The organism is Mesorhizobium sp. Cs1299R1N1 (genome assembly GCF_037179655.1).
Classification (GTDB): Bacteria; Pseudomonadota; Alphaproteobacteria; order Rhizobiales; family Rhizobiaceae; genus Mesorhizobium; species Mesorhizobium salmacidum.
On sequence record NZ_JAPYKR010000002.1, the window covers coordinates 36,067 to 58,046 of the forward strand.

Annotated in this window: 18 protein-coding genes and 1 pseudogene; 12 read left to right on the top strand and 7 right to left on the bottom strand. The window is 64.1% G+C overall.

Annotated features, from left to right (window positions below):
- Positions 1–15 precede the first annotated feature (15 nt).
- Together O7A70_RS03680 and O7A70_RS03685 are read left to right on the top strand one after the other, a co-directional pair.
- Positions 16–817, top strand: a pseudogene (locus tag O7A70_RS03680) (class II glutamine amidotransferase).
- Between the two features lie 182 nt (positions 818–999).
- Positions 1,000–2,379: an amidase gene (locus tag O7A70_RS03685; protein WP_337139064.1), complete on the top strand. Its 1,380-nt coding sequence runs from the start codon at positions 1,000–1,002 to the stop codon at positions 2,377–2,379.
- A gap of 5 nt (positions 2,380–2,384) precedes the next feature.
- Here the strand turns inward: O7A70_RS03685 and O7A70_RS03690 are convergent, their stop codons facing one another.
- Entirely contained in the window at positions 2,385–3,335 is a 951-nt protein-coding gene (locus tag O7A70_RS03690) for a hypothetical protein (protein ID WP_337139065.1), read from the bottom strand.
- A 323-nt stretch (positions 3,336–3,658) separates the two neighbouring features.
- Between O7A70_RS03690 and O7A70_RS03695 the strand changes: the two genes are divergently transcribed.
- Together O7A70_RS03695 and O7A70_RS03700 are read left to right on the top strand one after the other, a co-directional pair.
- Positions 3,659–3,898 carry a hypothetical protein gene (locus O7A70_RS03695; RefSeq protein ID WP_337139066.1) on the top strand — a complete coding sequence of 80 codons (240 nt, stop codon included), beginning with the start codon at positions 3,659–3,661 and terminating at the stop codon, positions 3,896–3,898.
- A 99-nt stretch (positions 3,899–3,997) separates the two neighbouring features.
- A complete protein-coding gene (locus O7A70_RS03700; protein WP_337139067.1) occupies positions 3,998–4,222 on the top strand; it encodes a hypothetical protein in 225 nt (74 codons plus the stop codon).
- A gap of 53 nt (positions 4,223–4,275) precedes the next feature.
- Here the strand turns inward: O7A70_RS03700 and O7A70_RS03705 are convergent, their stop codons facing one another.
- Positions 4,276–5,349, bottom strand: coding sequence for an NAD(P)/FAD-dependent oxidoreductase (locus O7A70_RS03705; protein ID WP_337139068.1), 1,074 nt, complete (start codon positions 5,347–5,349; stop codon positions 4,276–4,278).
- 120 nt (positions 5,350–5,469) lie between these two features.
- On the opposite strand from O7A70_RS03705, the gene O7A70_RS03710 reads away from it, so the two are divergent.
- The 3 genes from O7A70_RS03710 (at position 5,470) to O7A70_RS03720 (ending at position 8,685) form a co-directional block, all read left to right on the top strand.
- Positions 5,470–6,066, top strand: a complete 597-nt coding sequence (locus O7A70_RS03710) for a TetR/AcrR family transcriptional regulator (RefSeq protein ID WP_337139069.1) — start codon at positions 5,470–5,472, stop codon at positions 6,064–6,066.
- Complete coding sequence (locus O7A70_RS03715; protein ID WP_337139071.1) at positions 6,063–6,992, top strand: haloalkane dehalogenase; 930 nt, start codon at positions 6,063–6,065, stop codon at positions 6,990–6,992. Before O7A70_RS03710 ends, O7A70_RS03715 begins: the two co-directional genes overlap by 4 nt.
- Positions 6,993–7,092: 100 nt before the next feature.
- Entirely contained in the window at positions 7,093–8,685 is a 1,593-nt protein-coding gene (locus O7A70_RS03720) for a peptide chain release factor 3 (RefSeq protein ID WP_140509158.1), read from the top strand.
- A 56-nt stretch (positions 8,686–8,741) separates the two neighbouring features.
- Here O7A70_RS03720 and O7A70_RS03725 read toward each other — a convergent pair whose 3' ends face one another.
- The gene (locus O7A70_RS03725) at positions 8,742–9,212 is read right to left on the bottom strand and encodes a VOC family protein (protein ID WP_027142181.1); all 471 of its coding nucleotides are present in this window, start codon (positions 9,210–9,212) and stop codon (positions 8,742–8,744) included.
- Between the two features lie 242 nt (positions 9,213–9,454).
- Between O7A70_RS03725 and ilvD the strand changes: the two genes are divergently transcribed.
- Positions 9,455–11,299, top strand: coding sequence for a dihydroxy-acid dehydratase (gene ilvD, locus O7A70_RS03730; RefSeq protein ID WP_337139072.1), 1,845 nt, complete (start codon positions 9,455–9,457; stop codon positions 11,297–11,299).
- A 171-nt stretch (positions 11,300–11,470) separates the two neighbouring features.
- On the opposite strand, the gene O7A70_RS03735 is transcribed toward ilvD, so the two are convergent.
- Positions 11,471–13,225 (bottom strand): ABC transporter ATP-binding protein, encoded by a 1,755-nt coding sequence (locus O7A70_RS03735; RefSeq protein ID WP_337139073.1) that lies wholly within the window; start codon positions 13,223–13,225, stop codon positions 11,471–11,473.
- Between the two features lie 150 nt (positions 13,226–13,375).
- Here O7A70_RS03735 and O7A70_RS03740 point away from each other — a divergent pair, with 150 nt between their 5' ends.
- Together O7A70_RS03740 and O7A70_RS03745 are read left to right on the top strand one after the other, a co-directional pair.
- Positions 13,376–14,656, top strand: a complete 1,281-nt coding sequence (locus O7A70_RS03740) for an amidohydrolase family protein (RefSeq protein ID WP_337139075.1) — start codon at positions 13,376–13,378, stop codon at positions 14,654–14,656.
- A gap of 82 nt (positions 14,657–14,738) precedes the next feature.
- On the top strand, positions 14,739–15,662 hold the full coding sequence (locus tag O7A70_RS03745) for a DMT family transporter (protein ID WP_337139076.1): 924 nt from the start codon (positions 14,739–14,741) through the stop codon (positions 15,660–15,662).
- Positions 15,663–15,797: 135 nt separating this feature from the next.
- On the opposite strand, the gene O7A70_RS03750 is transcribed toward O7A70_RS03745, so the two are convergent.
- Entirely contained in the window at positions 15,798–16,700 is a 903-nt protein-coding gene (locus O7A70_RS03750) for a phosphotransferase family protein (RefSeq protein WP_337139078.1), read from the bottom strand.
- A gap of 94 nt (positions 16,701–16,794) precedes the next feature.
- Here O7A70_RS03750 and O7A70_RS03755 point away from each other — a divergent pair, with 94 nt between their 5' ends.
- Positions 16,795–17,427, top strand: a complete 633-nt coding sequence (locus tag O7A70_RS03755) for a class I SAM-dependent DNA methyltransferase (RefSeq protein ID WP_337139080.1) — start codon at positions 16,795–16,797, stop codon at positions 17,425–17,427.
- Here the strand turns inward: O7A70_RS03755 and O7A70_RS03760 are convergent.
- Positions 17,424–19,877: a GcvT family protein gene (locus tag O7A70_RS03760; protein ID WP_337139081.1), complete on the bottom strand. Its 2,454-nt coding sequence runs from the start codon at positions 19,875–19,877 to the stop codon at positions 17,424–17,426. The two genes, O7A70_RS03755 and O7A70_RS03760, sit on opposite strands and share 4 nt — an antisense overlap.
- Entirely contained in the window at positions 19,874–20,761 is an 888-nt protein-coding gene (locus tag O7A70_RS03765) for a phosphotransferase family protein (RefSeq protein WP_337106087.1), read from the bottom strand. The genes O7A70_RS03760 and O7A70_RS03765 overlap by 4 nt, the downstream gene beginning before the upstream one ends.
- A gap of 420 nt (positions 20,762–21,181) precedes the next feature.
- Between O7A70_RS03765 and O7A70_RS03770 the strand changes: the two genes are divergently transcribed.
- Positions 21,182–21,958: a DeoR/GlpR family DNA-binding transcription regulator gene (locus O7A70_RS03770; protein WP_337129245.1), complete on the top strand. Its 777-nt coding sequence runs from the start codon at positions 21,182–21,184 to the stop codon at positions 21,956–21,958.
- Positions 21,959–21,980 lie beyond the last annotated feature (22 nt).

Consider the following 21,980-nt stretch of genomic DNA (forward strand, 5'->3'; position numbering starts at 1 on the left):
AGGAAGACGGAAGCGATGTGCCGGTGGGCGGCCTATCTCGGTGAAGCGGTCTTTCTCGAAGACATCCTCACGGCGCCCTGTCACTCGCTGATCGCCCAGAGCCACTGCGCCCAGGAAGCGAAGTCGCCGACCAATGGCGATGGTTTCGGCCTTGCCTGGTACGGCGACCGGCCGGAGCCCGGTCTCTACCGCGACATCCTGCCGGCGTGGTCCGATCCCAACCTGAAGAGCCTGTGCCGGCAGATCAAATCCGGCCTGTTTCTCGCCCATGTGCGGGCCTCGACCGGCGGCGCCCACCAGCCGCATGAATTGCCATCCGTTCATCTCCGGCCGCTGGTCGTTCATGCACAATGGCCAGATCGGCGGTTTCGAGAAGATCCGCCGCGCGCTGGAGAACTCGCTGTCCGACGCCGTCTTCGACCAGCGCGAAGGCACCACCGATTCCGAACTGTTTTTTCTGCTCATGATCGACGAAGGATTGGCCGCTGATCCGCAAGGCGCCGTTTCCCGCGCCACCTCCCGCGTGCTGGAAGCCTCGCGCCGCGCTGGTCTCGAGCCGGCGCTGAAATTGACCGCCGCCTTCTCCGACGGACGGGCGCTGTATGCGGTGCGCTATGCCACCGATGCCCAGGCGCCGACGCTCTACACGTCCATCTTCCGCAAGGGCGCTGGCCGCTGCATCGTTTCCGAACCCTTCGATCGCGAGGGCGGCGACTGGCAGGCGATCCCGCCATCGAGCTTCGTCACCATGACAAGGGACGGCATCGACATTCGTCCATTCGCTCCGGTCGCGGCGAAGCTGGCGCTGGTTGGGTAATTCTTCTTCGCCGGTGTCTCAAATCGGCAATGCTGGCAGGACAGAGGGGGGCGCCGTAGAGTGCCGACCTCAACGCAATCCCAATCAAGCGCGGGCCTCCAATGAATGCTCAACTCCGCTTGAAGCCACGCCGCTGTCCGCCATCTTGACGGGCAGGCGGCAAGCAAGCCGGAACCTTGATCATGGACCTCGCCTTTTCCTCAGCCACCGATCTCGCCGCCGACATCGCCGCGCGCAAAATCTCCGCCGTCGAAGCGCTCGACGCCCACTTCGCGCAGATCGACAGGCACAACCCTGCTGTCAACGCCGTCATCTCGCTCGACAGGGACGGCGCTCGCGAGCGTGCCGGGAAGGCCGACGCGGCACTGGCGCGCGGTGCCGCACCTGGGCCGCTGCACGGCGTTCCCTTCACGCTGAAGGACATGCACGAGACATCTGGCATGAAAACCACGGTAGGCTTCCCGCCCTTCGCCGACTATGTGGCGAAAGAGGACAGCCCGGTCGTTAACAGGTTGAAGGCGGCCGGCGGTGTGCTGATGGCCAAGACCAATGTCGCCACCATGCTCTCCGACTGGCAATCGGACAATCCGCTGTTCGGCCGCACCAGCAATCCCTGGAATCTCCAGCGCACCCCGGGCGGATCCAGCGGCGGCGCCGCTGCCGCCGTCTGCACAGGCATGACACCGTTCGACGTCGGCACCGACATGCAGGACTCGATCCGCCTTCCCGCGGCGTTCTGCGGCGTCTACGGCCTGAAGCCGACGGAACATCGCGTTTCGCTGGCCGGCGCCTTTCCGGATCCAGGCGGTGCGGCGCGTAGCGTGCGGCTGATGTCCTGTCTCGGCCCACTGGCGCGCAGCATCGACGATCTGGCGTTGATCTATCGGATCATCGCCGGCCCGGACGACCGCGACACCGACCTTGCGCCGGTGCCGGTCGAGGCCATGCCGAAGCTCGACCTCCAAACTTTGCGCATCGCTTTCGCGCCCGCCTTTCCCGGATTCCCGGTGGCCGGCGACATCAGTACCGCGGTCGAAAATCTCGCAAGACAACTGCAAGACGCCGGCGCCATCATCGAGGAAGCGAAACTGCCCAAGCTCGACCTGCACGACGATCTCGCCCAGGGCGGCGCGCTGATCGGCATGATGATGGAGGCGGCGCAGCAGGAACCGCCGGAGGAGCCGACATCGGTCTCGCGCTGGTTCGAGGCGCTGGCCCGCCGGGACAAATCAATTCTCGCCTGGGACCGCTTCTTCGAGGATTGGGACGCGCTGCTCTGCCCGGTCGCCATGACCACGGCATTCCCGCATTGTGCGCCGGGTACCGCGATCCAAGTCGACGGCAAGGACCAGAGCTACTGGATGCTGCCGGCCTACGGCGCCGTCTTCAACTACAGCGGCCATCCGGCGCTTTCGATACCTTGCGGACAGGACAGCGACGGCCTGCCGATCGGCCTGCAGCTTGTCGGCGGACGCTGGTCGGAGGCGCGGCTGCTCGCCGTCGCCAAGGCGATGGAACCGCTGGCCGGCGGCTTTCGCCGGCCGCGCGCCACTGCTGGCTAGTCATTTCAGGGGTTTTGCCCGGCACTCGAATGCGTCAGCCAATGGCGGTCGAAGACGTCGAGGATGGCGCGGAACTCGGCCGGTGGGACCTGGTGGACGCCGCCGTCGCTGCCTCCAACGAGGAACCGGGTGAGCTGCCTGTCGATCTGCTCCGGGTGCTCGATGGACATGCCGAGCGAGGCCAAATCGCCTGAAATCGATTGATCCAGTTGCAAATATCCGCCCCGTGAGGTGGCGCCGGGTGCCGGATCGCGCAGCCGCACGATGAGGATCCTCGTCGTCGACGGCTGCGCTTCCGGGCCAATGATGGCGGTTCCGCACATATAGCCGCCAAGCACACTTCCAGGCTGCGACTGCGGGAACAGGCTGATGAAGAACTGGGCGTCGCCACCGGCTTCCTTGAGATGCACGTAAAGCGCGCGCTTGGCCGGTGTAACCGGACCGCCAAGAACCAATTGCCCCGTCGGCAAGGTCTCGCGATAGGTAGCGGTTAGGCCATGCAGGCCAGGACCCGCCTCGACCGATAGGATACCCTTGATCAACTGGTCGCGGTGATAGGGAGACCAAGCGCGCGAATAGCATGCGTAGGTGCCGGCGAGCGTGAAGGCGAAGCTGCGCTCGTCGTGACCGGACGAGGTCTCGAACTGGGCGCCAACGCGGCGTTCGAGCTCTGCCTTGTCGATGTTGTGACGGGCCGCGATGGCGGCCGTGAAGCCTGAAAGATCGCAGTCGGCGATCCATGCGCCCTGCTGTTCCAGGCCAAGCAGCTTCGCCCAATCGTCATAGACGCTGTGTTCGCGCGGTTGGGCGCGGCCCTGCAACCATTTGTCGGCGCGTCCGAGATCGAAAGCGGTCTTTGGATTGACGGTCCGGAAAGCCGCCGCCAAATCCTTGCGGGTTACCGTCCCCAGCAGCGCCGAAGTCAGCCGTAATTTCTGCGCAATGTGTTGTGCCATGCGGCGGCTGCCTTTTGCTGCTTGTTTTCAGCCATAACACGCCGTGGCCAGACGTCCATCGTTACTTTTCCATTTGCTAATATTACAGGAATTCCAGAGAATTCCACCGCGTTCCGCGCGTGCTCTCTTTCCGGTCCGTGGGCCGGCGCTAAGCTGGCGGAGGGCAAGGGGCAAATCGTCAGCAAACATTCTGAGCGTTAGCTGAGAACGTAGTCCTTTCCTTTGCAGGGCTGTGACTCGCTCCGATCGAGCAACGGCGAAACCAGGCTGAGAAGCCCCGGGCAACCGAACCGTAATGCCACCTCAATTGAAGGAATGACCGGATGACCGCAAACGCCTCTTCCAGACTGACGTTCATTGTATTTACCGCGGGCTGCATCGCATTGGCGCTGCTTTTCCGATACGCGCCGGCCGGCGATTTCCCCTCGAAATATACCAAGGGCGCAACGGCGATCGCTGCAAAGCCGACGCGCATTGACGTCGACAATGAAGCGCACGCCATCCGTTTCTATGTCGATGGCAAGCAGGTCGCTTTGCTCGACCAATCCGGTTTCAGGCCATGAGCCGCCAAGCCGCACGGTGTCGTGATGACTTGCATGAAGACGTGGGCTTGGACGCAACGCACGAATGCGGCGCGCCTTGAAGCCAGAGAGGAAATCGCCATGAAAACCGTTCTGTCCGCGCTGCTCGTGCTGCTTGCCCTGTCACAGGCCGCGGAAGCCAAGAAAAAAATTCCGGTGACGCAGGACAATGCCGCCAAGGTGGAGGCGACCCGCCCACCGCTTGACGACAGGTCGACAGGCGGGATCGTGCCGGCCGCGGGCACAAAGGCGCCGGCCACCGACGGGATGCAATACCCGCCGGCGCTGTATCTCAACTTCCAGTAATCAGTTGCTGCAGCGCCGGTCGACGGTCATTGACTGGCGGCCATGCCGCCCGGCTATTGAGCGAAGCGCGACAGTCCGTAAGGCGCCAGCAGCGGGTCGCGCTCGCCGCCAAGGATTTCGCGCGTGGCGAACAGGCCGACGGCCGGCGCCAGCGTGATGCCGGAATGCATGACCGCTATGTAGACGCCATCCATGCCCTCGGCGCGGCCGATGATCGGAAAGCCGTCGATCGGTGTCGGCCGGTAGCCGACCGTGTGGAAATCCAGCTCAAGTCCGTCGCTGTCGCGCAACATGGCTGTCGTGGCCGCGAACAACGCGCGGGCGGTGGCTTTGGCATCCATCCCCGGATCGGCGCCGCCGAAGTCCGAGCCGGCGATGATGCGGCCCTCCGCCGTCTGGCGCATGTGCAGCCGCTCAGCCAGCACCAGTCCGTTGAGCAGCTTCTTGCATGGCCGCGAATGGACGATCAGGCCGGGCGGCGTCTCGATCGGCAGGTTGATGCCGGCGGTCGCGGCAATGTCCGGCGAGCCGACGCCTGCCGCGATCACCACCTCGTCGGCGGCAATCAGCCCATGCGATGTGCCCACGCCGGTTATCCTGCCATTGGTCTGGATCAGCGCCGTGACCGTACTGGAACGGATGCGCGCGCCGCGCTGTTCGGCATCGGCCAGCAGGGCCTTGGTGGCTGCGACCGGCTCGGCAACACCTTCCTCGGCGACATGCAAAGCGAAATCCGGCGGTTCGGCGAGATTCGGCTCGATGCGCGCCGCGCCGGCACGGTCGACGCGCTCGATGCCGTAGCCCCAGCCTGAGTGCTCCGCGGCATAGGTTTCCATATCCGCCGCCGATAGATCCCAGCACAGGCCGCCGCACCAGTTGAGCGGCAGGCCGGGCAGGTCTCTCGCCAACCGCGACCATTCGGCCATGGCCCGGCTGCGCAGCCGGAAATAAGGCTCCGGATTGCCCCAGCTGGCATTGATCCAGGCAAAGGAATTGGGCGTCGCGACACCCCCGACCTCGCTTTCGGCGACGACCGTTACCTGGGCGCCCGCTTTGGTCAGGTGCCAGGCAATCGACGCACCGATAATGCCGGCGCCGATGACGATCACTTGTTTGCCGGCGCTCATCTTCGCTTCTGATCCCAAGGTGACATGGCATCCAAGTGCCATCCTGCCCGCCGCTTGCCAACATCGAATGCCATAAAAAACGCGGCTTGACATCAATACGTACGTACGTATTATATGGCCATGGCTAGACAATCACTCCGCGAAAAACTCCTCGACGCCGGTTTCCAGACCATCTGGGACTCGGGCTATGCCGCCGCCGGCGTGCGCGACATCGTCGCCGCGGCTGACGCCCGGCCGGGCTCCTTCACAAACCATTTTGCCTCCAAGGAGGAATTTGTTGGCGAAGTGGTCGACCGCTATTTCGCCTATGTCAGCGGACTGATCGAAACGGCGCTGGCGCGGGATGGGACCCCGCCTGTCGGGAGGCTGCGCCGTTATCTCGATCTCATCACCTCGAAGCTTGAAGCGCATGATTGGGCGCGCGGCTGCATGATCGGCAATCTCAGTCTTGAGACCGCCGTGCACAGCGAACCGCTGCGCCTGCGACTGGTCGCTATCTTCGAGCGCTGGCGTCAGCCCTTCGCGGCCTGCATCGCCGAAGGCCAGGCGACCGGTGACATCACGAGAGTCTTCGACGCCGAGGACCTTGCCGACTTCCTGCTGTCGTCCTGGCAAGGCGCCATGCTGCGTATGAAAGTCGAGCGTAGCCCCGAGCCGCTCGAGCGGTTCAAGAAGATCATCTTCAGCACAGTCTTTGGAAAGGAGCCGATCCCATGACTTCGAAAGCCGACATGCCTCAGGCGGGCGTCGCCGCACCGAGACGTTCGCAAATCGCCGTCCTCGATTCGACCATGTCCTTTGTCGAGGCCGGCGCGTCCGGTCCGACTGTGCTGTTCCTGCATGGCAATCCGACCTCGTCGCATATCTGGCGCAACATCATCCCGCACGTGGCGCCGTTCGGGCGCTGTATCGCGCCCGACCTGATCGGCTATGGCCAATCCGGCAAGCCCGATATCGACTATCGCTTCTTCGACCAGGTCCGCTACCTCGACGCCTTTCTCGACGCGCTCGACATCAGGGACATGGTTCTGGTCGCCCAGGATTGGGGCACTGCCCTGGCCTTCCATCTCGCGGCGCGGTGGCCGCGCCGCGTCCTCGGCCTCGCCTTCATGGAGTTCATCCGGCCCTTCGAGCGTTGGGAGGACTTTCACCAGCGTCCGCAAGCTCGCGAAATGTTCAAGGCGTTGCGTACGCCCGATGTCGGCGAGAAGCTGGTCCTGGAAGACAATGTCTTCGTCGAAAAATTGCTGCCGGCCTCGGTGCTGCGCACAATGAGCGACGAAGAGATGGCCGTCTACCGGGCGCCGTTCCCGACGCCGCGATCGCGCAGGCCGGTGCTGCGTTTGCCCCGGGAATTGCCGATCGAGGGCCAGCCCGCCGACGTCGCCGCCATCAGCGAACACGACCATCGGGCGCTGCGGCTGTCCACCTATCCGAAATTGCTGTTCGCCGGCGATCCAGGCGCGCTTATCTCACCGCAGGCCGCACGCGAATTCGCGGCCAACTTGAAGAACTGCCGTTTCATCGATCTCGGGCCTGGCGCGCACTACCTGCAGGAGGATCATGCCGACACGATCGGCAGCGCTATCGCCGGCTGGCTTCCGGGGGTCGTTCAGGCGGGCCGCATGAACGAACCCGCCTGAAGCAAGCCATGCAACCGGCGGCGTTCACGCCGCCGGACCGGTCGACAGCCCGGCGCTGCGCTGCTAGAAGCCCGGCCTGTCACACGGAAATCCCAAGAGAATGCCCGAAATTATTCCAGAGGAAGTGGCGCGCCGCCGCACTTTCGCGATCATCGCCCATCCCGACGCCGGCAAGACGACGCTGACCGAAAAGCTGCTGCTGTTCGGTGGCGCCATCCAGCTTGCCGGCGAGGTCAAGGCCAAGAAGGACCGCATCCAGACGCGTTCCGACTGGATGAAGATCGAGCGCGAGCGCGGCATTTCGGTCGTCACCTCGGTGATGACGTTCGAATATGAGGACAATGTCTTCAACCTGCTCGACACGCCGGGCCACGAGGATTTCGCCGACGACACCTATCGCACGCTGTCGGCGGTCGACTCGGCCGTCATGGTCATCGACGCCGCCAAGGGCATCGAGCCGCGCACGCTGAAGCTGTTCGAGGTCTGCCGGCTGCGCGACATCCCGATCATCACCTTCGTCAACAAGATGGACCGTGAAAGCCGCGATCCGTTCGAGATTTTGGACGAGATCGAGCAGAAGCTGGCGCTGGACACCGCGCCCATCACCTGGCCGATTGGCCGTGGCAAGACTTTTTCCGGCACCTATCACCTGGCGCTGAACGCCGTGCGCAAGGGCGACGACGAGAAGGAACGCACGCCGGTCAACGGTCCCGATTCCAACCGCGTTGCCGGCCTGCTGCCGGAAAACGAGCGCGAGGCCTTCATCGAGGAACTGGAACTCGCGCGCGAAGCCTGCCGCCCGCTCGACATCGACGCTTTTCGCGAGGGCCATCTGACGCCGGTCTATTTCGGCTCGGCGCTGCGCAATTATGGCGTGCGCGACCTGATCGAGGCGCTTGGCGCCTTTGGCCCGCCACCGCGCGCGCAGGAGGCCGACACCCGCACCATCGAGGCGACGGAGGAAAAAATGACCTCCTTCGTCTTCAAGATACAGGCCAACATGGATCCCAACCACCGCGACCGCATCGCCTTCGTGCGCGTCTGCTCGGGCAAGCTCGAGCGCGGCATGAAGGCCAAGCTGGTGCGCACGGGAAAGCCGATGAGCCTCTCGGCGCCGCAATTCTTCTTCGCCCGCACCCGCGTCACCGCCGACGAAGCCTTCGCCGGCGATGTCGTCGGCATCCCCAACCACGGCACGCTGCGCATCGGCGACACCCTGACCGAGGGCGAGGAAATCCTGTTTCGCGGCGTGCCGAACTTCGCCCCCGAAATCCTGCGTCGTGTCCGCCTCGGCGACGCGATGAAAGCGAAAAAACTCAAGGAAGCGCTGCACCAGATGGCCGAGGAAGGCGTCGTGCAGCTGTTCTCGCCAGAGGACGGCTCACCGGCCATTGTCGGCGTCGTCGGCGCCCTGCAGCTCGACGTGCTGAAAGAGCGTCTGAATTTCGAATACACGCTGCCCGTCGAATTCGAAATGTCGCGCTTTTCGGTCTGCCGCTGGATCTCGGCCGACGACAAGGCCGAGGTGCTTCGCTTCATCGAGGCGCATCGCGGTGACATCGCCCGCGACCTCGACAACGACCCGGTCTTCCTCGCCCAGCACGCCTTCTCGCTGAACTACGAGGCCGAGCGCTGGAAAGCGATCCGCTTCGCCACGATCAAGGATTATCAGGTCCGCGACAAGGCGGCGTGATTCTAGCGAGTAGTGAGTAGTGAGCCACTACTCACTACTCGCTACTCACTTTACGATCACCCTTTCGCCGCCGCCTCCAGTTTGGCGATATCGATCTTGCCCATCTGCATCATCGCCGACATCACCCGGCCGGCCTTGGCCCTGTCGGGGTCCTGAAGCAGTCGCGGCAGTTGCTCCGGCACGACCTGCCAGGAAACACCGAACTTGTCCTTCAGCCAGCTGCATCGGCCGGGCTCGCCGCCGCCTTCGGTGAGTTTGCTCCAGAAATGATCGACCTCGTCCTGGGTCTTGCAGTCGATCGAGAGCGACATGGCCTCCGTGAACTTGTATTGCGGGCCGCCATTGAGCGCTTGGAACTGCACGCCGTCGAGCTCGAACGATGCCACCAGCACTTTGCCTTCCGAAGCATGGCCCTGCGGCCAGCGCGTGACGCTCAGCACCTTCGAATTCTTGAAGATGGATACGTAATGGTTCATGGCCTCTTCGGCCTGGTCGTCGAACCACAGGAAGGTGGTGATCTTTTGCATGTCGTGCTCCTCGGTTGCTTCTTGCTGCCACAATGAAACGGCCGACTCCAGGATTTGGCGCCATTTCTTGCCGTCTGCCCAAGGACGGCCGTGAGACGCCAGATCCGACAATGACATCGAATTTTCCTGGAGAATCTGGCGCATTGCAAAATTGTGGCCAGACCATACTTGCGCGTCTATAACCCCTGCGATCAAAATTCAGCGCCGCCGCGCCCGGCGCGGCCAGCCACCAAGGAAAAAACATGCCCGCCTACCGTTCCCGCACCACCACCCATGGCCGCAACATGGCCGGCGCCCGCGGCCTGTGGCGCGCCACCGGCATGAAGGATAGTGATTTCGGCAAGCCGATCATCGCGGTGGTGAATTCCTTCACCCAGTTCGTGCCAGGCCACGTCCATCTGAAGGACCTCGGTCAGCTGGTCGCGCGCGAGATCGAGAAGGCCGGCGGTGTCGCCAAGGAATTCAACACCATCGCCGTCGATGACGGCATCGCCATGGGTCATGACGGCATGCTCTATTCGCTGCCGTCACGCGAGCTGATCGCCGATTCCGTCGAATACATGGTCAACGCGCACTGCGCCGACGCCATGGTCTGCATCTCCAACTGCGACAAGATCACCCCCGGCATGCTGATGGCCTCGCTGCGCCTCAACATCCCGACCGTCTTCGTCTCCGGCGGGCCGATGGAAGCCGGCAAGGTCGTGCTGGCCGGCAAGACGCAGGCGCTCGACCTGGTCGATGCCATGGTGGCCGCTGCCGACGACAAGATCTCCGACGAGGACGTCAAGGTCATCGAGCGCTCGGCCTGCCCGACTTGCGGCTCCTGCTCGGGCATGTTCACCGCCAACTCGATGAACTGCCTGACCGAGGCGCTCGGCCTGTCGCTGCCCGGCAACGGCTCGACGTTGGCCACACATGCCGACCGCAAGCGTCTGTTCGTCGAGGCCGGCCATCTCGTCGTCGATCTCGCCCAGCGCTACTACGAGCAGGATGACGAGAGCGCATTGCCGCGCAGCATCGCTTCCAAGGGTGCGTTCGAGAACGCCATGACGCTCGACATCGCCATGGGTGGCTCGACCAACACGGTGCTGCACATCCTGGCGGCGGCGCACGAGGGTGAGGTCGACTTCACCATGGAGGACATCGACCGGCTGTCGCGGCGGGTGCCTGTCCTTTGCAAGGTGGCGCCGGCCAAGTCCGACGTGCACATGGAAGACGTCCATCGCGCCGGCGGCATCATGGCCATCCTCGGCCAGCTCGACGAGGCCGGACTGATCAATCGCGATCTGCCGACCGTGCACACCGCCAGCCTCGGCGAAGCGCTCGACCATTGGGATATTTCGCGCACCTCGAGCCAGAGTGTGCGCGACTTTTTCCTCGCCGCTCCCGGCGGCGTGCCGACACAGGTCGCCTTCAGCCAGGACCGCCGCTGGGACGAGCTCGACACGAACCGCGAGACCGGCGTCATCCGCTCGGCGAAGACGCCTTTCTCGAAAGATGGCGGCCTTGCCGTGCTGAAAGGCAATCTGGCGCTCGACGGCTGCATCGTCAAGACGGCCGGTGTCGACGAGTCGATCCTGAAATTCACCGGTCCGGCGCGCGTCTTCGAGAGCCAGGACGCTTCGGTCAAGGCGATCCTTGCCAATGAGATCAAGGCTGGCGATGTCGTCGTCATCCGCTATGAGGGACCGCGCGGCGGCCCCGGCATGCAGGAAATGCTCTATCCGACCAGCTATCTGAAGTCGAAGGGCCTGGGCAAGGCCTGCGCGCTGGTCACCGATGGCCGCTTCTCCGGCGGCACCTCGGGCCTGTCCATCGGCCATGCTTCGCCTGAAGCGGCGGAAGGCGGGCTGATCGGGCTGGTGCAGGAGGGCGATACGATCGAGATCGATATCCCGAACCGCACCATCCGCCTCGCCGTGGACGACGCGGAACTCGATGCGCGCCGGGCGGCCATGGAGGCCAAGGGCGCTGACGCCTGGAAGCCGCAGGAAAAGCGCAAGCGCAAGGTGACGACCGCGCTGCGCGCCTACGCTGCCTTCGCCACCAGCGCCGACAAGGGGGCCGTGAGGCACGTGCCGGAGTAAGGGCGGTTCTTCCTTCTCCCCTTGTTGTGGGAGAAGGTGGCCTCGCGAAGCGAGGTAGGATGAGGGGTGCTCCAGCTTGGCGCCGACGGCACTCCGTCACCCACCCCTCAACCGTCTCGGCGCTACGCGCCGACCCACCTTCTCCCACAACAAGGGGAGAAGGAAAAAACCTCACGGCATCAACTGATATTCATAAAGCTTCTGGTAAAGCCCGCCTTGCCCCAGCAGGGTCTTGTGCGGGCCGCTTTCCACCATCTTGCCGGCTTCCAGCACCACGATCGTGTCGGCCTGGTGCACGGTCGACAGGCGGTGGGCGATGACGATCGTGGTGCGCCCCTCCGTCAGCTGTTGCAGCGCATCGCGGAACAGCGCCTCGGATTCGGCGTCGAGCGCGCTGGTCGCTTCGTCCAGCAGCAGGATTTCGGCATTGCGCAGCATGGCGCGGGCGATCGAGATGCGCTGGCGCTGGCCGCCCGACAAAAGGCCGCCATTCTCGCCGACATCCGTCTCGTAGCCTTTCGCCTGCGCGATGATGAAGTCATGCGCGTTGGCCGCCTTGGCCGCGGCGATCACCTCGTCGTCGGTCGCGCCCTCGCGCCCAAGCCGGATGTTGTGCATGATCGTGCCGGCAAACAGGAACGTGTCCTGGCTGACATAGGCGATTTTTTCCCTGAGCGAGGCGAGCGTGACGTGGGAGATGTCCTGGCCGTCAAGCAGCACCCTGCCGCTCCTCGGGTCATATAGGCGCATGATGAGGTTCAGGATCGTCGACTTACCGCCGCCGGAGGGGCCGACCAGCGCCGTCATCTTGCCGGCCGCAAGGGTCAGGTCGAACCGGTCCAGCACCGGCGGGCCATTCTGATAGGCGAAGCTGACGGCGTCGAACCGGATCTCGCCAGGTCCGGCATGAAGCGGCCTTGCATCCGGCTTCTCGGCCAATGTCAGAGGCTCGTCGGCCAACTGGAACATCATGCGCACGCCGACAATGCCGCTTTCCAGGGAAATACGAACGCGCGCGAGGCGCTTTGCCGGTTCATAGGCAAGCAGCAGCGCCGCGATGAAGGCCATGATGTTGCCAGGCATCTGGCCGCCCTTCAGAACCAGTAAGCCGCTGACCATGACGGCGCCGGCGATCGCCAGGCCGGCCAGCGTTTCCATCACCGGATTGGTCACCGCTTCCAGCGCGGCGATGTTGTTGGCCCGGTCCTCGACATCGGACACCGCCCTGTACATGCGCTTGCGCATCAGGCCTTCGAGGTTGAAGGATTTGACCACGCGTACGCCGATCGCGGTTTCCTGCATCACCTGGACGATCTGGCCGACCGAGCGGAACTCCATGGCGGCGAACTTGCGCACACGCTTCAGGATGCGGTTGACGCCATAGATGGCCAGCGGACCGACGACGAAGCAGATCAGCGACAGCGCCGGCTGCTGCCAAACCATGACCCCAATCAAGGCAGCCAGCGTCACCAGGTCGCGCACATAGGAGGTGACGATGAGGTCGAGCACGTTGCGCGCCGCCTGGGCATTGTTGGTCATGCGGGTGATCAGGTCGGACGACGAGGTCGAGTGGTAGAATTCGATGCCTTGCGCCAGGATGCGGTCGTAGATCTTGCGTTGCCGTTCGGCGATGATGGCGTTGCCGACCCGGCTCATGAAGTAGGCCTGGACGAAGTTGGCGATGCCCTTGACGATGAAGATCGCGGCGACCGCCACGGCAATCATGTTGACGCGATCGACCCTTTTGTCGATCACGAATTCATTGGTGATTTCGCGCAGGATCCAGGCGCTGGCGGCCGTCATGCCGGCCACCACCAGCATCGACAGGATGGCGGCGGCGTAGCCGGCCCTGTGCTGCCGGAACGATTCCCGGAGCAGCCTTGCGACGAGGCGCTGGTTTTCCGTCGAGCGGAAGAAGCGGAACAACGGCTGATCCTTGATGCCGGGACGACGAAGGCGGCTTATAGAGGGAGTTGCCGCCGGAGGGAACCTTTGCCGCCATGGAAAGAAACCGCTGCGGCAGGCAGTCTTTTGAGACACGATGCAACTGTGATTCTTCAAGCGGGATGATGAGAGATGGATTTCGACCTAATCGTTCGAGGCGGCACGCTGCCGGATGGCGGCATTGCCGACATCGGCATCAGCGGCGAGACGATCGCTGCGATCGAGCCGAAGCTCGAGGGTTCCGCGCGGACAGAGGTCGACGCCCGTGGCAATCTGGTGTCGCCGCCCTTCGTCGATCCGCATTTCCATATGGACGCCACACTCTCCTATGGTTTTCCGCGCATCAACGCATCGGGCACGCTGCTCGAGGGCATTGCGCTGTGGGGCGAACTGAAGCCGCTCCTGACGCACGAAGCTGTGCGCGATCGCGCGCTCGCCTATTGCGACTGGGCGGTGTCGATGGGGCTGCTGGCCATCCGCACCCATGTCGATGTCTGCGACGACAGGCTGCTGGCGGTCGAGGCGCTGCTGGAGGTCAAGAAGACCGTCGCCCCCTATATCGATCTGCAGTTGGTGGCCTTCCCGCAGGACGGGTTCTATCGCTCGCCGACGGCGCGCCAAAATACCATGCGCGCGCTGGACATGGGGGTCGACATCGTCGGCGGCATTCCGCATTTCGAGCGCACCATGGCCGACGGCACGCGCTCGGTGAGCGAATTGTGCGAGATCGCGGCGAAACGCGGCCTCATGGTCGACCTGCATTGCGACGAGACAGATGACCCGCTGTCGCGTCACGTCGAGCAATTGGCCTATGAAACGCAGCGCCTCGGCCTGCAGGGCAGGGTGGCCGGTTCGCACCTTACCTCCATGCATTCGATGGACAATTACTACGTCTCGAAGCTTCTGCCGCTGATCGCAGAGGCCGGGGTTTCGGCGATCCCCAACCCGCTGATCAACATCATGCTGCAGGGCCGTCACGACACGTTCCCGAAGCGGCGTGGCATGACGCGGGTCAAGGAAATGCAGGCACTGGGCATCCGTGTCGGCTGGGGTCAGGATTGCGTGCTCGATCCCTGGTATTCGCTGGGCACCGCCGACATGCTCGACGTCGCCTTCATGGGCCTGCATGTCGCCCAGATGTCGAGCCCCGCCGACATGGCGCGCTGCTTCGACATGGTCACCAACGTCAACGCCGCGATCATGGGCCTCGATCATCTCGGCCTCGGCGTGGGCAAGCGCGCCAGCCTGGTGATCCTCGATGCCGGCAATCCGATCGAGGCCCTGCGCCTGCGCGCCGAGCGCATCTGCGTCATCGCCAGGGGCAAGGTGGTGGCGGAGCGGACAAGGCAGGATACCAGGCTTTCGATCTCCGGCAGGCCGTCGCAGGTGAACCGGCGGCACAAATCCGGGTAGATACAGCCGATTCCCGCGGCTGGTCTTACCGTTTCTTCGATTCCCACTCGTCAAAGTTGGCGCTTGAGTCTAGGAGCCGGGCATGGTTGAGCCCGCCGTCCCCAATTCGATGATCAGGAATGTGCTTCTGGCCGGCATCCTGCTGATGCTGGCGGGCGACTTTCTGTTTGCGCTGAACGACGCGATGGGCAAATGGCTGGTCACCAGCTTTTCCGTCGCCCAGGTGGTGCTGATCCGCTCTATCGGCGCCTTCATCGTGCTCGGCCCGATGATCGCCAACCAGGGCGCTGGCAGACTGTTCCAGATGGAACGGCCCGGGCTGCAGGTCCTGCGCGTGGTGGCGACGACGCTGGACACCGCTTTGTTCTACGCCGCCGTCGTCTTTCTGCCGCTTGCCGATGTGATGAGCTTTTACATGGCCGGCCCGATCTACGTGGCGGCGCTATCGCATTTCCTGCTTGGCGAAAAGGTCGGCTGGCGCCGCTGGGTGGCGATCCTGCTTGGCTTCTGCGGCGTGGTGATCATGCTGAAACCGTCCTCTGCCGCGTTTTCGCTGTCGTCGGGTTTCGCGCTTATCGGCAGCCTTGCCTTCGCCTTCGCCATCATCCTCAACCGGCGCCTGCGCGGCACCAGCGACACCAATCTGGTGACATGGCAGACGATCGGCACGCTGTTGGTTGGCGGCGTGCTGACCATCGGTGCCTGGCAGACGCCGTCGGCTCTTGATTTCGGCGCCATGCTGCTGCTCGGCATCGTCTCCTGCGGCGCGCATCTGATGATCACACGGGCGCTGAAACTGGCACCGGCCTCGACGCTGGCGCCGCTGCATTACACGCTGCTCCTGTGGGCGGTAGTGTTCGGGCTGGTGTTCTTCGGCGACGTTCCCGGCCCGCGCATCCTGATCGGCTCCGGCATCATCGTTCTGGCCGGTCTGTTCATCTTCCATCGCCAGAAAGTGGTCGACACCACGGTGCCGCCGGAGAACGTGCCGAAGGGTGTGAACTAATGCATGTCGCCCGGAAGTGTCCTCGGTTCCGGGACAACGACATGCATAAAACCAGAAGCCTACAGCATGTCGCGGCGCATTCTGTTCGCCGCGACATGCTGTAGGGCCCGGATTTCGGGTGTCCAATGCCGCGCTTTAGCCCTGGCGTACCGCAGCAAGGTGCCGCAAAAATTCCTCTGTCTCCATGAGCGCCTTGCAGCGTGCGAAGCGGCCGTCCGCATAGGCGCGGAAATCGTCGGCCGGATTGTTGTTGGCGAGCTGGATCAGCCCCCACAGCGTCCACAACAGGTCGCACATCGCCTTGTAGATGACGACGCGGCCGCGCTCCGCCGGCTTCGCCTCGCCACCGAAATAGGCGCGCATCAACTCCTCGTCCTGGGCCGCGTCGAACTTGCCTTCGACGCTGAGATCGCCGAGATCCCAGAGGGGGTCGTTCATCCCGGAATATTCCCAGTCGACGATCCACATCCGCTCGCCCGTATCGAGAAAATTTTCGCACAGCGGATCGCAATGGCAGGCGACGAGGGGCAAGGCGTGGACGGCCAGGGCCGAGCGCACGCTGCCGGCCGCGCGCACCACGTCATGATAGCCGGCGGGCAGGGCGACATCCCTGGTCGACAGCACCTTGAGATAGTCGTCGATCATCGAAAACAGCTCGAAGCGGAAGGGGAACACCGCGCCGGACGCGTGCAGCTTGTGGAAGGCCTCGGCCGCCCGGGCCGGACTGCCCTGCCGCTCCCTGAATTTCTCCGGCGACATCGTCTCGGCATCGGCGATGTAGCGCGTCACCATCAGGCCCGTGGCGGCATCGGCATGCAGCACCTCGGGACTGACGCCGGCCTTTGCCGCCTCGCGCGCCGCCACCGCTTCGTTGGCGCGGTTGATGTATTCCTCGGTGCCTTTGCCTGGAATGCGCAGGCAGTAATCGCCGGCTTTGAAGACGAGGTTGGTCAGGCCGCCGAGCCGTTCCAGCGGCCCGGTGTAGCCGGCCAGCACCGGAATGGCGGCAAGTTTTGCCCGCGCCTCGTCTGTCACCATGCCTGCGTCCCCACGCGCTATTTCTTTGCGACAACGGTTCCACAATTTTCGCCGTTTGGCTATCATCCCGGCAAGACGAGGGATTGGTCGACACGTGACGGACAGCAAACATCAAGGCGCGCTCGGCGAGGCCTACGCGGCCAAGCGCCCGGAAGAGGTGGCGGCACTCTATGACCGCTGGTCGCAGACCTACGACGCCGACATGTCGGCCGCCGGCTACCGCCACCCGACCATCTGCCTTGCCTTGCTGGCCCGCCATCTGCCGCGCGGTTCAGCCCCGCTGCTCGACGCCGGGGCAGGTACCGGGCTGATCGGCGAATGGCTCGATATTGCCGGCTATCCCCAGGTCGAGGCGCTCGACATCTCACAGGGCATGCTGGATCAGGCCGCGCGCAAGGGCGTCTATTCGGCGCTGCATTGCCTGGCACTCGGCGGTGACCTGCCTTTTGCCAACGACACCTATGCCGGCATCATCTCGGCCGGTGTGTTCACCTCGGGTCATGTCGGCGCTGACGGCTTGGACGAACTGATCCGCATCTGCCGGCCGGGCGGAGTGATCGTGCTGACGGTCAAGAATACATTGTGGGATCAGGGTTTTGCCGCGCGCATCGCCGAACTCGAGACGCAAGGCCCAGTCGTCCGCATTGAGGAAACACGTCCCTACGTCTCGATGCCTGGCGAGGCCGATACCGTCCCCAGCCGTGGCCTCGCTTTGCGCGTGAGTTAAGCCTTCACGCGCTTCATTGCCGGGTCGTATAGCGGCTCAAGACAGATTTGAGCCGGCGTCCGCTGCATTGCCACCACCAGTTCATAGCTGCCCGAGGCGAGGAAATCATCGTTCACCCCCTCGGCGTTGCGCACATAGCCGTAACCGATGTTCTTGCCGACCGTGTAGCCATAGCCGCCGCTTGTGAGATAACCGACCGGCTCGCCATCGCGCAGTATGGTCTCGCGGCCGAGCAGCACGGTTTCCGGATCGTCGACCGTGAAGCCGGCAAAGCGCTTCGTCAGGGACGCGCCGCCAACTTTCTCAAGTGCGCGTCGTCCGACGAAGTCAGTGTTCTTGCGCAGCTTGACCGCCCAGCCCAGCCCGGCCTCCAGCGGTGTGTCATTGGGCGTGATGTCGGAGCCCCAGGCGCGATAGCCCTTTTCCAGCCGCAGCGATTCCAGCGCGCGGTAGCCGATCGGCCGGATGTCGTGCTTCCCGCCGGCCACCATCAGCGCGTCGAAGACTTCGCCGGTGGCGGCGATCGGCACATGCAGCTCCCAGCCCAGTTCGCCGACATAGGTGACACGCAGCGCCCGGACCGTGTGACCCGCGATGACGATTTCCCGCGCATGGCCGAACGGGAAGCCGGCATTCGACACATCCGCATTGGTCACGGCCGAAAGCACATCGCGGGCGCGCGGCCCCATCAGCGACAGCGTGCCGAAATCCTCGGTGACATCGGCGAGCTGGGCATCAAGGCCTCCGCCAATATGGTCGCTGATCCACGAGGCGTCATGGGTGCGGAAACCGGTGCCGGTGACGATGTAGAATTTTTCCTCGGCCAGCCGCGACACGGTCAGGTCGGCCTCGATGCCGCCGCGCGTATTGAGGAGTTGCGTGTAGGTCAGCCGGCCGACCGGCTTGCTGACGTCGTTGGCGCAGATCCAGTCAAGGGCCTTGGCCGCGTCGGGGCCGCTCAGCTCATATTTGGCGAAGGACGACTGGTCGAAGATGCCGACATGCTCGCGCACGTGCCGGTGCTCGTCGCCGACGGCGGCAAACCAGTTCTGCCGGCCCATCGAATAGAGGTCCTTTGGCTCGACGCCGTTCGGCGCGAACCAGTTCGGCCGCTCCCAACCGAGCTTCGAGCCGAACACGGCGCGTTGCTGCTTCAACCGCTCATACAGCGGCGAGACGATGCGCGGCCGGCCGCTGACGTACTCCTCGTGCGGGAAGCCGATCGTGTAGTGCTTGCCATAGGCTTCCAGCGTGCGCTCGCACACCCATTGCCGGTCGCGGTGCAGGTTGGAAAAGCGCCTAATGTCGACCACCCACAGGTCGAGCGGCGCCTCGCCGTCGACCACCCATTGCGCCAGCACCCAGCCGGCGCCGCCGCCCGAGGCGATACCGAAGGCGTTGAAGCCGGCACCGACGAACATGTTGGCGCATTCGGGCGCCACGCCGAGGATGAAATTGCCGTCGGGCGTGAAGCTTTCCGGCCCGTTGATCATCTGCTTGACGCCGACCGTCTCCAGCGCCGGCACGCGCGCGATCGCCTGAGCCATGTGCTGCTCGAAATGATCGTAATCGTCGTCGAACAGCCGGAACTCCCAGTCGTCGGGCACGTCGCCTCCGGGGAGACCGGTTGTCCAGGCCTGCGGGTTCGGCTCATAGCCGCCCATCACCAGCCCGCCGACCTCTTCCTTGAAATAGGTGCGCCGATCGGGGTCGCGCAGCGTCGGCGCGTCGGTCGCCAGCCCCGCGATTTTCTCGGTGATGATGTACTGGTGCTTCACCGGCTGCAGCGGCACGTTGATGCCGGCCATGGCGCCGACCTGCCGCGCCCATTGCCCAGCGCAGTTCACCACCTTGTCACAGGCAATGTCGCCTTGATTGGTCTTCACCGCCGTGATGCGGTCGCCCTTCATCTCGAAGCCGGTGACACACACCCCCTCGTAGAGCTTGGCGCCATGCATGCGCGCGCCCTTGGCCAGCGACTGCGTGATGTCGGAAGGGCTCGCCTGGCCGTCGGTCGGCAGCCAGGACGCGCCGACCAGATCGCCGGTCTCCATCAGCGGCCACATCGCCTTGACCTCCGCGGGCGACAGAAGCTGCATGTCCATGCCGAAGCTTCTCGCCGTCGTCGCCAGCCTTTTGTACTCGGTCCAGCGGTCGGCATTGGTGGCGAGCCTGAGGCAGCCGGTCATTTTCCAGCCGGTGGCGAGCCCAGTCTCGGCTTCCAGCCCCTTGTAGAGGTCGACGGAGTATTTCAGTACCCGCGTGATCGAGGCCGACGAGCGCAATTGTCCGACCAGGCCGGCCGCATGCCAGGTCGAGCCCGAGGTCAGCTTGCCCTGTTCGAGCAGCACCACGTCGGCCTTGTGGTCGCGCGCCAGATGATAGGCCGTCGAACAGCCGATGATGCCGCCGCCGATGACGACGATCGCGGCCTGGCTAGGCAAGGTCATGATTTCAGGATCCCGTATTTTGTCCGGTAGCTTTCCAGCGCCGCGTCGAGCCTCACCAGATTTTCCTCGGTATAGGCGACGTAGTCGATGCCGGGCGCGTCGAGATAGAGTTCCGACACCATGCTCCACATCGCTTCGCGCAGCAGCGAGGCGCATTGCATGGCAGCGTGCGAGCGGCGGATCGCCTCATCCGGTTCCTTCATGAAATAGGCGGTCAGGAAGGCGAAGGATTCCTCATCGCTCATGCCCGCGTTCGAAGCGACGCCGGCGAGGTCGAACATCGCCGTGTTGAAGCCGGCATATTCGAAATCGATCAGCCACAGCCTGCTGCCGTCGTCGAGAATATTGGCAGGCAGAAGATCATTGTGGCCAAAGACGATCGGCAGCAATTTCTGGGCGCGCTCCAGTTCGTCGGCCAGCGCCAGAAAGCGCGGTAGGTCACCACGCTTGCGGCTGTCGCCTTCTTCAAGCGTGCGCGCGTAGTCGCGGATGACGTGGAACACCCAGAACATGAAGCCGGCGCCGGAGATATGGTTGGGCATCTCCCGATGGAAGCCGCGCATCAGCGCCGCGACGCGGCCGAGATTGGCGCGCACGTCCTCGGCCAGATAGGTTTTGGCGCCAAGAAACGCCGTCACCAGGATTCCTGGTTCGGCATAGTGGACCGCCGGCGCGAAGCCGGCGGCGTGAGCCGCCCGCGCGGTCATCACCTCGCGTTCGCGAAAGACATGGTGGAACGGATAATCCTGGCCGAAGCGCACGACATGTTTGCCGGCCGTGTCGGTGACGACATAATTCGCGTTGCTCAAGCCGCCGGGCAGCGGCGCGATCTCGATGGCGCCCGTCCAGCAGGGCAGGGCGCGGATGCGGTCTTCGGCAATCACGGGATCATCCCTGGTTTGCTGGGCTGGTTTGCCGGGTTTCGCCAAGGCGCCACGGGCAGCGCAACGACGGCGGGGAGAGACGCAAACAATCTCGTCGGTGCGGGACGCCAGGATCGGTATCCCGCACCGCACCGACGAGCCCCTTGGCCAGGTTTTTGAGCCCGGCATCCGCCCCCGCGGATCCGAAAATTCCTTGCGCCAGACACATTGCAGGCTGCCTGGTCAATGAGTTGCGGCTCTGCCAATCATCCTCCCGCTGCAGCTCCGAACCCCTGTTGAGGTTGGATTTCACGCCAGGGTTGCTCTTCTGTCAATAAAAAGTTGTGACTTTTTTTGGGTATTTTGCCCGAAAGCATGGGCAATTCCTTAAAAAGCGTTAGGAATGCCTTGGAAACGGGCAAATTCCGGGGGCGCGCGCATATGATCCACTCGAAACGGCATGGCGAGATCCTGCGGCTGCTGCAGGAAGAGGGAACCGTCACCATCGCCAGCCTGGCCGACCGGTTGGGCGTTTCCCTCGAAACCGTGCGGCGGGACGTCAAGCCGCTCACCGGCGACGGCTCGGTTCTGAAGATGCATGGCGCCATTGGCCTGCCGTCGATGATCGGCGAAGCGCCGTTCGAACGGCGCATGCGCGAGCATGCCGACGCCAAGCGCGTCATCGCGCGCATGGTTGCCGCCACCATCCGCGACGGCGAATCGATCATGCTCGACACCGGCACCACGACTTCGTTCCTGGCGCGCGAACTGCTCGGCCACCGGCGCCTGACGGTCGTCACCAACTCGTCTGATATCGCCCGCACGCTGGCCACCATCAACGGCAACAAGGTCTATATGGCCGGCGGCGAGCTGCGCAGCGATTCAGGAGCCGCGTTCGGGACGTCGGCGATCGAGTTCGTCAGCCGCTTCTCGGTCAGCCACGCCATCATTTCCACCGGCGCCGTGGATGCGGTGACGGGTGTCATGGACTTTGATCTGGACGAGGCGGAATTCGCCCGCATGGTGCTGTCGCGCGGCCAGCGCTCGCTCGTCGTCACCGACCACACGAAGTTCGGCCGCCAGGGCCTGGTTCAGGTCTGCGGCTTCGACGGCTTTTCCGAACTCGCCACCGATCGCGCGCCGCCGCATGACATTGCCGCCGCCCTCGCACAGGCCGGCGCGCGGCTCAGCATTGCCGGCGGCGACGCGGGAATTTAGCCAAAGGCGATGGTGTGCATCA

Bases quoted from the DNA above. Each gene is read 5' to 3' on its own strand.
- O7A70_RS03685 (WP_337139064.1), top strand. From the start codon at position 1,000: ATGGACCTCGCCTTTTCCTCAGCCACCGATCTCGCCGCCGACATCGCC.
- O7A70_RS03690 (WP_337139065.1), bottom strand. From the start codon at position 3,335: ATGGCACAACACATTGCGCAGAAATTACGGCTGACTTCGGCGCTGCTG.
- O7A70_RS03695 (WP_337139066.1), top strand. From the start codon at position 3,659: ATGACCGCAAACGCCTCTTCCAGACTGACGTTCATTGTATTTACCGCG.
- O7A70_RS03700 (WP_337139067.1), top strand. From the start codon at position 3,998: ATGAAAACCGTTCTGTCCGCGCTGCTCGTGCTGCTTGCCCTGTCACAG.
- O7A70_RS03705 (WP_337139068.1), bottom strand. From the start codon at position 5,349: ATGAGCGCCGGCAAACAAGTGATCGTCATCGGCGCCGGCATTATCGGT.
- O7A70_RS03710 (WP_337139069.1), top strand. From the start codon at position 5,470: ATGGCTAGACAATCACTCCGCGAAAAACTCCTCGACGCCGGTTTCCAG.
- O7A70_RS03715 (WP_337139071.1), top strand. From the start codon at position 6,063: ATGACTTCGAAAGCCGACATGCCTCAGGCGGGCGTCGCCGCACCGAGA.
- O7A70_RS03720 (WP_140509158.1), top strand. From the start codon at position 7,093: ATGCCCGAAATTATTCCAGAGGAAGTGGCGCGCCGCCGCACTTTCGCG.
- O7A70_RS03725 (WP_027142181.1), bottom strand. From the start codon at position 9,212: ATGCAAAAGATCACCACCTTCCTGTGGTTCGACGACCAGGCCGAAGAG.
- ilvD (WP_337139072.1), top strand. From the start codon at position 9,455: ATGCCCGCCTACCGTTCCCGCACCACCACCCATGGCCGCAACATGGCC.
- O7A70_RS03740 (WP_337139075.1), top strand. From the start codon at position 13,376: ATGGATTTCGACCTAATCGTTCGAGGCGGCACGCTGCCGGATGGCGGC.
- O7A70_RS03745 (WP_337139076.1), top strand. From the start codon at position 14,739: ATGGTTGAGCCCGCCGTCCCCAATTCGATGATCAGGAATGTGCTTCTG.
- O7A70_RS03750 (WP_337139078.1), bottom strand. From the start codon at position 16,700: ATGGTGACAGACGAGGCGCGGGCAAAACTTGCCGCCATTCCGGTGCTG.
- O7A70_RS03760 (WP_337139081.1), bottom strand. From the start codon at position 19,877: ATGACCTTGCCTAGCCAGGCCGCGATCGTCGTCATCGGCGGCGGCATC.
- O7A70_RS03770 (WP_337129245.1), top strand. From the start codon at position 21,182: ATGATCCACTCGAAACGGCATGGCGAGATCCTGCGGCTGCTGCAGGAA.